Consider the following 12396-nt stretch of genomic DNA (forward strand, 5'->3'; position numbering starts at 1 on the left):
AAAAATATCAACCTCTAGATGTATAGATGTCCAAATGAAATTTATTCATGATTTTATACTTTGCTTACAAGCATGCTTTAGTGCTTTAAAACTATGCCATTCGTTGACTGTTTCACCTGAGAGCCACTACAATACAACATTGAAATTTTTATTATTATTTGAAGGCTCCTTTCATGGTTTTACCTGATAAATTTATATTCTCGATGAGTCGAGTATCTAAGGTTGTGCCACCTAAGCGCACTATCTTAAAAGATATTTCGTTGCACTTTTTCCCTGGCGCAAAAATTGGTGTGCTTGGTTTAAACGGTTCTGGTAAATCTACTTTACTACGCATTATGGCCGGTGTTGACCAAGATTTTGAAGGTGAAGCACATCCTCAGCCTGGTACAAAAATTGGTTACTTGCCACAAGAGCCTGTACTGGACGAAAGTAAAACAGTGCGTGAAATTGTTGAAGAAGCTGTTGGCGAAGTTAAACATGCACTTAGCCGTCTTGATGAAGTGTATAACGAATACGCAATGGAAGGTGCTGACTTTGACGCACTTGCAAAAGAGCAAGGCGAGCTTGAAGCGGTTATTCAAGCGCACGATGGTCATAACATCGATAACGTTTTAGAACGTGCTGCTGATGCACTTCGTCTGCCAGAATGGGATGCTAAAATTGAGCACCTTTCAGGTGGTGAGCGTCGTCGTGTTGCTATATGTCGATTATTACTTGAAAAACCAGACATGCTTATTCTCGATGAGCCAACTAACCACTTGGATGCTGAGTCGGTTGCATGGTTAGAGCGTTTCTTACACGATTACGAAGGCACCGTTGTGGCAGTAACGCATGACCGTTACTTCCTTGATAATGTAGCTGGTTGGATATTAGAGCTTGACCGTGGCGAAGGTATTCCATGGGAAGGTAACTACTCTTCTTGGCTTGAACAAAAAGATGCGCGCCTGCAGCAAGAACAAAAATCAGAAAAAGCGCGTCAAAAATCAATTGCGCAAGAACTTGAATGGGTTCGTTCAAACCCTAAAGGTCGCCAAGCTAAGTCAAAAGCACGTATGGCTCAGTTTACTGAAATGCAGCAATCTGATTACCAAAAGCGTAACGAAACTAACGAAATGTTTATTCCACCTGGCCCGCGTTTAGGCGACCAAGTACTTGAAGTAACTAATCTTCGTAAGAGCTTTGGCGATCGCGTTTTAATTGACGATTTAAGCTTTAGCATGCCAAAAGGTGCCATTGTGGGCATTATTGGCGCGAATGGCGCGGGTAAATCAACGTTATTTAAAATGATAAGCGGTGAGCAAGAGCAAGACAGCGGTAGCATCAGCGTTGGTGAAACTGTACACCTTGCGACTGTTGATCAGTTCCGCGACGGAATGGACGAAAGCAAAACTGTTTTCCAAGAAATATCAGACGGTCAAGACGTATTAAAAATTGGTAACTTTGAGTTCCCAAGCCGTGCGTATGTAAGTCGCTTTAACTTTAAAGGTAACGATCAGCAAAAGTTTGTTAAAGACCTATCAGGTGGTGAGCGTAACCGTTTACACCTTGCTAAGTTATTAAAAGCGGGCGGCAATGTGTTATTACTGGATGAGCCAACCAATGACTTGGACGTTGAAACACTACGTGCACTTGAGAACGCTATTTTAGAGTTCCCAGGTTGTGTAATGTGTATATCGCATGACCGTTGGTTCCTTGACCGTATTGCTACACATATTTTAGATTACCGCGATGAAGGTCAAATTAACTTCTTTGATGGTAACTACACTGAATACGAAGAGTGGCTTAAAAAGACATTGGGTGCAGCAGCAGCTCAACCTAAACGTATTAAGTACAAAAAAATTGGCTAATATTCACTGTAGCTAATTTATTACAGTAACACTAAGCCCTGCATTTATGCGGGGCTTTTTTATGCCACCAGTATTCTAAACACTTATTTTCTAGCATGTAGAGAATTACCCGCTATGATTAATTTATTATAAAAACAATAAGGCCAAGTTAGGTTATGCAAAATCGTCGTCAGTTTTCTCGTGTTTTATTTTCAACCGATGCACAAGTAATTTTTAATGATCATCAATACCCATGTAAATTACTCGATATATCTTTACATGGCGCGTTAATTACTAGATGTGACGCCTTTTCTAGCAGCACTAATACCAATGCAATACTGTGCTTTACACTCCCGCAAAGCGAAATAGAAATAAAAATGGAAGTTATGGTTTCTCATATAAAAGCAAACCACATAGGCCTAAAATGCCATTATATTGATATAGACAGTATTACGCATTTAAAGCGCTTAATTGAGTTAAATTTAGCCGATGACGAACTATTACATCGCGAGCTCGCTATGTTGATCCACGACACACTACAATAGACTCATTTAGATTAGTTGATTACCATAGAGCAAATTTTTTAACTTGTGCAAACATGATCTTAAATCCACATTTACCTTTAGTGTATCACCCCAATTACTCGTTTAGTTTTGATCCAAAACACCGCTTTGCAATGAGTAAGTTTGCACATTTATATGAGCATGTTGCAGAGCTTGGCTTAATTGGCAATAATCTAGTTGAGCCAATATTAGGCAAGCCAGGGCCACTTGAACTTGTGCATTGCGATAACTACATTCAAGATCTATGGCACAACCGCTTAAATGAAAAAACCATGCGTCGCATTGGCTTACCTTGGTCCCAAGAGTTAATGAATCGTACATTTACAGCCCCGCAAGGTACGCTGCAAACGGCTCGCTTAGCACTTCAGCACGGCATAGCGTGTCACTTAGCTGGTGGCACACATCACGCACATCATGACTTTGGTTCAGGTTTTTGCATGGTTAATGATTTAGCCTTTACTGCCGAGACGTTAATAAAAAGTGGCGAAGTGACTAATGTGCTTATTTTTGATTTAGATGTGCACCAAGGCGACGGCACAGCTGCAATGTTACAGCATCAACCCTATGCTTATACTTGTTCTATTCATTGTGAAAAAAACTTCCCCTTTAGAAAGTCCCCTAGTGATTTGGATATTGGCTTGGCCGACAATATGAAAGACGACGAATACCTCGCCATAGTAGACGACACCTTAAGTTATTTACTTAAAGAACTAAACCCAAGCTTAGTGCTTTACGACGCAGGCGTTGATATATGGCAAGACGATGGGCTAGGTAAATTAGATATCAGTTGGGATGGAATAGTCAAACGCGATCACTTAGTGCTTAAACGCTGCCTTGAGCACAACACGCCAGTAGCCACTGTGATTGGCGGCGGTTATGATAGAGATCACCTTCGTCTTGCTAAACGCCACGCAATTATAGTTGAGCAAGCCGCTCGCTTTTAATATGAAATAAAAATGTTAAATTCTCGTTCTTATTTAATACAGACAATAAAAACGAAAACACTATGACACAACTACTTACTGCTATCTCACTCTTTTTATTAAGTTTTACGGTACATGCGCAAGATCAAAACACAGATGAAGCGCATCCTCAATTGCCTACATTAAATTTACAAATGGCAGATGGCTCTATCATTAATACTCATGACTTAGTGGGCCAGCCTTATGTTTTGCATTTTTGGGCGACTTGGTGCCCATACTGTAAAAAGCTGCAACCCGCGCTTCAAAAAATAAACGACATGGGCTTAAAAGTTATTGCCGTGAGCTTTAAAGAAGATGACGATGCCACTCCCGCTAAAGCACTTTCAGACAGAGGGTATACTTTTAAAACAGCAGTAAAAGCGGACGCAATTGCAGCGCAATTAAGTATACGAGGTACACCGACTACCTTATTTATTGATAAAAAAGGCCGCGTTGTTTGGCTTACTAACACTTCAAACTCAGAAGATGCAAACCTGCATTTAAATGCGCGCACCTTACTGCATTCTATTAATGTAAAAACAAAGTAGCTTACTGTGTTTTTAACTGGCTCGGAGTTAAACCTGTCCAACGTTTAAATGCACGCCGAAAGTTAGGTATATCATAAAAAGCCAACTGCTCAGCGACTTGTTCATTTCGTTTAGCACATAAGGTAAGTAAATAAATCGCTTTATGCTTATTTTGAGCATCAATTAACGTTGAAAAGCGTACACCATTGAGTTTAAGTTTGCGCTTAAATGTTGCTGGGCTCATTGCAAAATGTTTGGCAGTAAACTCTAAATTGACACTTGGATAGGCATATAAGTACCGACAGACCGCTTCAATAAAAGTCATGCTGACTACATTTTGGTTATGTAACTGCGACTGAGCTTGCATAAAGCGTAATTGACTAGCATGCGGATTTTTGGCCCGTAACATGGTTTTATTTAATACCCAGCATGTACATGGCTTATCAAAACTAACCTTGAGTCCCAAATTATGTTCGTATTCTTGAATATGGCGAGGGCGCTTAAACGCAAAGTCAAACTGACAATGGGGATAACTTGCGCTTACTCGTTTAAGTAAACTATAAAATGCGGTGCTGTATATCTCTAAAACATAATGGTATAAATCTTCGTCGAGCCCGTGCGCGGGCTGAATATAAATATATAAATTATTGTTTTTAATATACGTTTGGCTAAATAACAAAGGCGCTAGCTGCATTCTTAAAAGCGATAACTGCTTTAATACTTGAGCTAAATTAGCGCTGTACATAAGGGTTTGTGCTTCAGCTCGTGTATCGTTAATTAGCTGGCTACCGAGTAAAAAGCCACTGTCGGTACTTTTCATCAATGACTTAAATTGTGCTAATAAACGCACCTGCTGAGAGATACTAAACGCATGCTGAAAATTAAGTAAATCTTGCTCAAAAATACCAGTCCCCCGCAACAGTTTATGTAAATCAATCCCTCGGTTCTGTGCCAGTTCTACAATTGTTGTGATAAGCCCTTGTGCGCTTAGGTACTTATCATTTTGATTAACAAAGGTGTGCACGTTGCGCTACTTTTTGTTGATGCTTTTTTTGCTGTAATTGGCTGTGCAACTGGCTTGTTAATGTCCGCGTGTTATTGCCTACATTTCCTTGTATTAAAGCTGTCGTTACATGCTGAAACCTTGCTTTTTTTGACGCCTCAACTTTAAATGCGCAGTACCTTAAAGCCCCTTTAATTTGCGCCATCAACTCTTTAGCTTGCTGCTCTGTAGTGGCTGGCATTAGCACCATAAAACAATCTCCCGCATAACGGCACACCACATCACTTAATCGGCAATTCATAAGTAATAACTCACTTATTTCACGCAGTAACCTGTCACCCTCACTAAAACCAAATTCATTATTAAAGTGCGAGAAATCACGTATATCAATAGCTCCTAACCAAAACGGCTGCGTGCTAATTAATTGCTCGTTAATTACTGAATCTAAATACTGCGCTTTATAAAGGCCTGTGACTGAGCATACTTTGTCGTGCTCACGTAAATGCACTTCGCGACGGCGTAACTGACTATTTAATACATATTGCTCTTGATGCCAGTAATACAAACCTACACTCGTTAATAGCATGCCTAGCGGCGCGGGCAGTGATTCAATCCAACTTAGCCATTGATGCGCAGGATGCATTAACCACTCATCAAGTAAATCGAGCGTGGCTGAAAACATAAATAGCCCGACACCAATCACCAAGTAAGTTGTTACTTTACTGGGGGGCCTAGATATTAATAACACGGAGATCCAAACAAGAGTCATTAATACAATGCCGCCCTCCCCCATAATATCGAGCCATTGAATATCAGCATACGTTTTAAGTTCACCTAAATAAGCACTTAAAAACACAGCACTTAAAAATAGGCTAATGATGGCGTTTGTTAATAGTCGGTGGCTGGTAAAGGGATTAAATCGCATGTGTTGTATCTTTTGTTTATAAATGAGTTTTAAAGTTAGTTCATATCAGTTTGTGTTAGCAGGGTCATATTAGCTCAGCTATATGACAACAAAATGATAGGGACTTTAACAACAGCGCTGCACAGTGCATAACGCATTGTTTTACTAGGAGTGCGAGAAGCTCAATAAGCTCTGCGTGTTGCTCAAACGTCACTAAATACGCGTGTTTAATACATACCTTGTCACATTTACGTCATCAAACAACCTTAGTTTGCTCGCCATACCAAGAAACAACCCTGTAATAACCAAGAGCAAATACAATGAAACACTTTAAAATAAAAGCACTGGTAGCCGCATTAGCATTATGTAATTTAACGGCGTATGCAGAAGATGATGTAAAAGAAACTAAAAAGAAAGACATTGAGGTTTCTGAAAAAATTGTTGTATATGGCGAAATTGGTTACAGAAATCGCTCAGACGAACTTGCACCCACTTTAGAGTATTCACAAGAGTACTTTCAACGCTTTGAACCGCTTACAGCCGGTGATGCTTTAAAACGCGTACCTAGCGTTACATTCTTATCGGATGTGCTTGAATCGGATGGTGCGCGGATGCGAGGCTTAAGCCCTGCCTATACTAAAGTGCTTATAAACGGTGAGGAAGTGCCTGGCGCGGGTGCCGACCGTTCATTTTTTGTTGACCGAATTCCGGCTGAGTTAATCGAACGCGTTGAAATAATTCGCTCATCAAGCGCGAATCGTTCAGCCGATGCGATAGCGGGCACATTAAATATTGTATTGCGCGATGGTTATAGCCTCGACGGCGGTTACTTACGTGTTGGTGGCTTACGTTATGACAATGGTGAGTTTAAAGAAAGTTTAGCGGGCGTATACGGTACCGAATTAGCCGGAGGGCGATTACTGCTTGGTGCAAATTTACAAGGACGATATAACCCAAAACAAAAAACCAGCCAGCGCTATGGCGATAGCCCAGAAAATAATAAAAACTATAGAACGGAAGAATTTGATAACCGAGAAGATCAATCTGATACGCGCGATGGCGACGACACATCACTTAACGCCAGTTACGAAATTATTTTTAATGACGACAGTCAGTTTAATATTAGCGCAATGTGGGTTGATACAGAGCGAACTGAAGATGAGCGCTCATTTGAATACAATGACCCCACTGCCACCAATAGCGATATTGTAAATGGTGGAAACTTAGAAACCGATAACGCCAATGTTAAGTATATCGATCAGACTAATTACAATATCAATACCGCTTATGAGTTCCCACTTCTAAACGGCACCAGTAAATTTAAGTTTGGGTTCGCCAAATTTGAAGAATCCGTCTATGAGCAAGAAGTAGAGCTAGATACCTCAGAGCTGTCTATGGTATTTGAAGAAGAACAAACTAAAAGCGCAATAGACGACAAAGAATGGACACTGCAATGGCAACATAGCCAGCCTTGGGGCGAAAATAAAGAAATTCAATTTGGTGCATTTTTACAAAGTAAAAAGCGTGACAGTGAAATTTTTGAATCGCAAAACGAGCGAGCGTTAGCCCTTACCCGCTGGGATCAATATGCGGCAACCCCACTAACACTCGCTACCTTTGACAGTGAATATGAAGCTGTTACTGGAGGCGTAAGTACCTTAGAAGAAGATCGCTTTGACGTGTTTGCACTTGTTAAACACCAAGATGATTTGTTTGCTTGGGAGCTGGGCGCACGTTGGGAGTCTACCAACTCAAAAATCAATGACAAAACTGTTGCTGTAACCGAAGATAACAATTATGACTTTATTCTTCCTTCTGCACATTTTCGTTATAACGTCACTGAAAATGGCCGTATTAGCGCATCAGTTGCACGTAGTTTACGCCGCCCTGAATTTGATTTTTTGACACCCGCACTTATCGAAAAAGAACTTGGCGATAACGACCAACTAGGTAACCCTGAATTAAAACCCGAATCAGCTTGGGGTATGGATTTAGGCTACGAATATCGTTTAGGAAAAAGTGGCGTTGTGGGTATTAATTTATTTTATCGCAAAGTAAACGACCTAATAGAAATAGCAAACACAGAACAACAAGGCTCTGAAGGCGAAGGCACGTTTGTACTGCAACCACGCAATACGGGGGACGGTAATGTAAAAGGGATTGAACTTGATTTATCGACACCACTTGGCGCATTTAATATGCCTAACACTGGCGTGTTTTTAAACTATTCGTGGCTTGATAGCGAAGTCACTGACTTTTTTGGGGATCGCAAATTTAATGACCAATCAGACTACGTGTATAACATAGGATTTATTCAAGATTTACCGAAGCTTAGAGCGGCTTTTGGCGCAACTTATCGTAAGCAAGGTGATGCTTATGGACGCATTGTAGGTGAGGAAGTAACAACGTCTTACAGTGCCGATTTTGAAATTTTTATAGAAAAACGCTGGGAAGACATAACGCTGCGCTTAGTAGGCTCAAATCTACTTGATGCAAGTAAAGACGAAACCTTTAATAAGTTTGATACCGTTGATGAACAGTTTAGTAGACGCTTTGATGAGTACGAAATTGAATCTGAAGAAGCGGGTCCTGTTTATCAAATAATGCTGCGTTACGCGTTTTAAGTAAATTTGTTAAGTGGTGCTCATCAAATAGCATCAGTTAACATGGGAGAGTAACCATGATTAAAAAAACATTATTGCTAATCGCACTTAGTCTATGCCCCATTCAATGTGCATTAGCAAACGTAACCTATACCAACGCGGTATACGAGCAACAAAAGATAGCTGATTTGAGCGCACTACCTAAAAGTTTGAATTTTACGGTAATAGGTGATTGGGGTCATAATGGCCATTTTGATCAAAAAGAGGTCGCCCACCAGCTAGAAATAGCGATGTATCAAACGGATGGAGATTTTATTATTTCAACCGGTGATAACTTTTACCCCAATGGCATTGCAAGTATTAACGACCCACTTTGGCAAAGTGCATACGAAGATATTTATCACGGCCCTCACACATTTGAGCCTTGGTATGTGGTGCTGGGCAATCACGACTATTTAGGTAACGCACAAGCACAACTTGATTACAGCAATAAAAGTCAGCGCTGGAATTTACCTGCACGCTATTACAGCAAAACCTTTACTTTAAAAGATGGCGAGCAAGTATTAATGGTATTTTTAGACACTAATCCATTAAATCCAGAATACAAAACACGCGAAAAATATAAAGCAACACAAGCGCAAGACGGCCAAGCACAATTAACATGGCTGAATAACCAATTGGCTACCAGCAAAGCACGCTGGAAAATAGTTATAGGCCACCACCCGCTTTATAGCAGCGGTAAACGTTATGGACTAAATGAAAAATTGCGTAATTTACTTGAGCCTATACTTGAGCAAAATGGTGTTCAAGCATACATAGCTGGGCATGAGCATGATCTTCAACATAACCAGACAAAAAGCAGTAAACTCGCGCATTTTATATCCGGCGCAGGTGGCAAAATACGTAATGTAAAACAACGTAAATTTACGCGTTTTGCAGAAGCCACACCAGGATTTTTGAGCTTTTCAATAAACGATAAAGTACTAAAAGTAACCGCTATAAATTATAAAGGCGAAGTGCGTTATAGCACCCAAAAGCGCTTTGACCAATAAAGGGTAATACCATGAATTTTAAATTAAAAACACCTCTTAGCCTAATTGTAAGTGGCCTAGTATTTAGCGCGTTAAGTGCTTGTAATAATAGCGTTACTACGCATTCAGCGGTACAAAATACAGCGTCCCAAGCTGTCATTGATAATACTGAGTTTGGTCCAACAAATAATATGCAAGGATCACAAGCTGCATGGTTAAGTAATAATAACTGGTTACTAACAAGTAAAAGCAAAGGTTTGGTGATTGCTGATAGCACAACGCAACAAAGTAATATTATTAAAAAAGGTAACTTTGAAGCGCTTTCTATTAGTCAATTAACCGCGAGCTCGTTTTTAGTCGCTACAATCGATAACAACCAAGATAACGTAATTATATTCAAACTAGAACAACATAAAACTAGCTGGAAAATCACTGAGGTTACACGTATCGCAACGCCACAAGCGCGACCAGATACAGTATGCTTATTTGCAAATAAAGAAACTGGGGCAATATCAGCATTTGTACCCGATGTACGCGGATTAATTACAGAAACCATTATTTTTAATACCATAAATAATAAAGCGCTTAATATAAATGTACGTGAATTTTCAGGCGTAAATGAAGCGTCTGGCTGTGCGGTAAGTACGGCGACTAATACTTTATTTGTAAGCGAAGGCGAAATAGGTATATGGGCAATAAATGCCAATGCTGAATCGAAAGCAAATAAAAAGCCAATCGCTTTAGTGGCGCCTTTTGGTGCACTAAACGCCGAGCTGGGTGCCCTATCAACGTCATCTGATGGGATGATTTGGTTTACCAGCACCGAAAATAATCAAGTCTATGCGTATGATCCAATCAGCAAGGCTTTAAAAAACTGGACGCTAAGCGGAGGCTTAAGCTTGGAGTCGGTAGCAATAAATTACACAAGCAATAGCACTGCAACTGCCATATTATATAACGACGAAACGGGTGTTTATATGCAAAGCTCGCTACCTGTAACGCCTATTAATAACTCATTAAAAACAAACGTACAATCAATCACTAAAATTAAAGCCAGCGCACAAACGACTCCCGTGAAAGCTTTTGGTGATGCAGCAGACGATCCAGCAATTTGGATCAACCCTAAAAACACAGCAAACAGCTTGATTTTAGGCACAGATAAACGCCGTGGATTAATGGTGTATAACCTTAATGGCAAGCTTGAACAGTCACTTGAAGTGGGCCGTTTAAATAACGTTGATCTGCGCCAAAATAACACTATTAAAAACAACACAAATACATTAATAACGGCCAGTAACCGTAGCCTTAATAGTATTAGTGTATTTACCGTACAAGCCAGTAACAATATAAAACATATCACTGATATTCCAACTAATCTTAATGAAATTTACGGTTTATGTATGTATTCATCAGGCACTGGTAATTATGTATTTGTAAATGATAAATCAGGGCTTTATCAGCAATATAAACTTAATGAAAATGGCGATAATATTACCGGTAAACTAGTTCGTGAGTTTAGCTTACCCAGCCAACCTGAAGGCTGTAGTGCCGATGATAAACTAGGGCAATTATTCGTAGGCGAGGAGGATGCTGGCATTTGGTTTATTGGTGCAGAGCCAACGGCAGGAATAACGCCCACTTTACTGCAAACAGTAAACGAGCAGCTCATTGATGATGTTGAAGGCATGGAGATTTATCATGGCGACAAAGCCCGTTACCTAGTTGTTTCGAGCCAAGGTGATGACAGTTATGTGCTTTATAAAATAAATGGTGATGATCAGGGCGTTACAGCACCAAGTTTAGAGTTTGCGGGAAAATTTAGCGTTATAAGTGATTTGTCTCGCGGTATTGATGGCGTATCAGAAACCGATGGATTAACCGTTACGGCTAAACCCTTACCAGGTTATCCTGAGGGCATTTTAGTTGTACAAGATGGCTATAACCGACTACCTCAACAACCGCAAAACTTTAAAATAATAGATTGGCGAGAGGTTAAAAAAGCAATTAAGTAGTGCTTATTTAACCTGAACTCTCGTTAAGATATTTATATCCTGTAGTTCAGGTTATTTATTCAGATATTTAAAAGGCTCATACGAGCCTTTTTTATACTATAATTTAAGCCTATAAATTGATTGAGATAATTATGCGCCTATTGTTTACTTTGTTACTAATAACGATAAGTAGCTTTACTCTAGCAGAAGAAGAAAAAGTAGAGCTTCCGCCGGTCGATCCCGCATATAATGCTGAGCACGCTATGGTATTAATAAATCAAAACTCGAGTGTTTTTGCCGTTAATTTGCCAGGCTATGAGCTCCCTCATGATGTGCAAGTCGTTTATAAAGTGGATGTTTCTGATGTTCCTTTTTTGGACTTAGTCAGAGATGCAGAGCTAATTACAATTAAGCCACAACCATTTAATATTCAACGTTTAATACGAGGCGAAGAAGTCACAATTATTGCAGATGTTTATGATGGTGATTATCGGCAAGGTGGTAATAAGCTCTACACAAATAAATCGATAGTCCTGAGTAAACAGCTTTACGCGAGAGAGTTAACCGATTTAAGTGAACCATCACAATGGCAAGAATACGATATGATCACGCTAAATAATGATGGTCGTATATACATTCATAAAATAACAAAAGCACCGAGTTTCAATCATCTAATTTTTGTAGATTTAAAAAATGCCTGTTTGCAGATGATCCGCACTTCAAAGCTCGTCCCACCTGATAGCGAACTAAACTATAAATTTGTAAACTGTGGCACCTTTAAGCCCCTTTATTACAATGCGGATGATTTTAAAAAATAGTTATACCAATCTGCTTATATATGGGGTCTATTTGACGTTAAGAAAATTACGCTAGAACTAGGCAAAAATTTTTGTATCTAGTTGTTCTAAATAAAAAATTTTTAACGACGTTATAGTGCAATTTAATTCGTTAAATTGATCAAAGATTTATGCAGGTTGGTATTATAC

The 12396-nt window shown here is 39.6% G+C and carries 10 protein-coding genes; 8 read left to right on the forward strand and 2 right to left on the reverse strand.

Annotated elements, in window-relative coordinates; translation table 11 throughout:
• The first annotated feature begins 173 nt into the window (after positions 1-173).
• The 4 genes from ettA to CWB66_RS02740 all read left to right on the forward strand — a co-directional run bounded on the left by ettA (position 174) and on the right by CWB66_RS02740 (position 3899).
• Complete coding sequence (gene ettA / locus CWB66_RS02725) at positions 174-1847, forward strand: energy-dependent translational throttle protein EttA (RefSeq protein ID WP_077535696.1); 1674 nt, start codon at positions 174-176, stop codon at positions 1845-1847.
• A 155-nt stretch (positions 1848-2002) separates the two neighbouring features.
• Positions 2003-2371 carry a PilZ domain-containing protein gene (locus CWB66_RS02730; protein ID WP_138584254.1) on the forward strand — a complete coding sequence of 123 codons (369 nt, stop codon included), beginning with the start codon at positions 2003-2005 and terminating at the stop codon, positions 2369-2371.
• 53 nt (positions 2372-2424) lie between these two features.
• Positions 2425-3333 carry a histone deacetylase family protein gene (locus CWB66_RS02735; protein ID WP_138584255.1) on the forward strand — a complete coding sequence of 303 codons (909 nt, stop codon included), beginning with the start codon at positions 2425-2427 and terminating at the stop codon, positions 3331-3333.
• Positions 3334-3395: 62 nt separating this feature from the next.
• Positions 3396-3899 carry a TlpA family protein disulfide reductase gene (locus CWB66_RS02740; protein ID WP_138584256.1) on the forward strand — a complete coding sequence of 168 codons (504 nt, stop codon included), beginning with the start codon at positions 3396-3398 and terminating at the stop codon, positions 3897-3899.
• A gap of 1 nt (position 3900) precedes the next feature.
• On the opposite strand, the gene CWB66_RS02745 is transcribed toward CWB66_RS02740, so the two are convergent.
• Both CWB66_RS02745 and CWB66_RS02750 read right to left on the reverse strand, forming a co-directional pair.
• Positions 3901-4902, reverse strand: a complete 1002-nt coding sequence (locus CWB66_RS02745) for an AraC family transcriptional regulator (protein ID WP_138584257.1) — start codon at positions 4900-4902, stop codon at positions 3901-3903.
• Complete coding sequence (locus tag CWB66_RS02750) at positions 4886-5806, reverse strand: GGDEF domain-containing protein (protein WP_138584258.1); 921 nt, start codon at positions 5804-5806, stop codon at positions 4886-4888. The genes CWB66_RS02745 and CWB66_RS02750 overlap by 17 nt, the downstream gene beginning before the upstream one ends.
• Positions 5807-6105: 299 nt before the next feature.
• Here CWB66_RS02750 and CWB66_RS02755 point away from each other — a divergent pair, with 299 nt between their 5' ends.
• The 4 genes from CWB66_RS02755 (at position 6106) to CWB66_RS02770 (ending at position 12228) form a co-directional block, all read left to right on the forward strand.
• Positions 6106-8409, forward strand: coding sequence for a TonB-dependent receptor plug domain-containing protein (locus tag CWB66_RS02755; RefSeq protein ID WP_138584259.1), 2304 nt, complete (start codon positions 6106-6108; stop codon positions 8407-8409).
• Positions 8410-8465: 56 nt separating this feature from the next.
• Positions 8466-9440 (forward strand): purple acid phosphatase family protein, encoded by a 975-nt coding sequence (locus tag CWB66_RS02760; RefSeq protein WP_138584260.1) that lies wholly within the window; start codon positions 8466-8468, stop codon positions 9438-9440.
• A gap of 11 nt (positions 9441-9451) precedes the next feature.
• Complete coding sequence (locus CWB66_RS02765) at positions 9452-11431, forward strand: phytase (protein ID WP_138584261.1); 1980 nt, start codon at positions 9452-9454, stop codon at positions 11429-11431.
• A gap of 131 nt (positions 11432-11562) precedes the next feature.
• On the forward strand, positions 11563-12228 hold the full coding sequence (locus tag CWB66_RS02770) for a hypothetical protein (RefSeq protein ID WP_138584262.1): 666 nt from the start codon (positions 11563-11565) through the stop codon (positions 12226-12228).
• Positions 12229-12396 lie beyond the last annotated feature (168 nt).

This window comes from Pseudoalteromonas sp. S558, from assembly GCF_005886635.1.
Lineage (GTDB): Bacteria > Pseudomonadota > Gammaproteobacteria > Enterobacterales > Alteromonadaceae > Pseudoalteromonas > Pseudoalteromonas aliena.

Excerpts from the sequence above, each read along its gene's own strand:
- CWB66_RS02740 (WP_138584256.1), top strand. The coding sequence starts at position 3,396 with ATGACACAACTACTTACTGCTATCTCACTCTTTTTATTAAGTTTTACG.
- CWB66_RS02730 (WP_138584254.1), top strand. The coding sequence starts at position 2,003 with ATGCAAAATCGTCGTCAGTTTTCTCGTGTTTTATTTTCAACCGATGCA.
- CWB66_RS02750 (WP_138584258.1), bottom strand. The coding sequence starts at position 5,806 with ATGCGATTTAATCCCTTTACCAGCCACCGACTATTAACAAACGCCATC.
- CWB66_RS02755 (WP_138584259.1), top strand. The coding sequence starts at position 6,106 with ATGAAACACTTTAAAATAAAAGCACTGGTAGCCGCATTAGCATTATGT.
- CWB66_RS02770 (WP_138584262.1), top strand. The coding sequence starts at position 11,563 with ATGCGCCTATTGTTTACTTTGTTACTAATAACGATAAGTAGCTTTACT.
- CWB66_RS02735 (WP_138584255.1), top strand. The coding sequence starts at position 2,425 with ATGATCTTAAATCCACATTTACCTTTAGTGTATCACCCCAATTACTCG.
- CWB66_RS02760 (WP_138584260.1), top strand. The coding sequence starts at position 8,466 with ATGATTAAAAAAACATTATTGCTAATCGCACTTAGTCTATGCCCCATT.
- ettA (WP_077535696.1), top strand. The coding sequence starts at position 174 with ATGGTTTTACCTGATAAATTTATATTCTCGATGAGTCGAGTATCTAAG.
- CWB66_RS02765 (WP_138584261.1), top strand. The coding sequence starts at position 9,452 with ATGAATTTTAAATTAAAAACACCTCTTAGCCTAATTGTAAGTGGCCTA.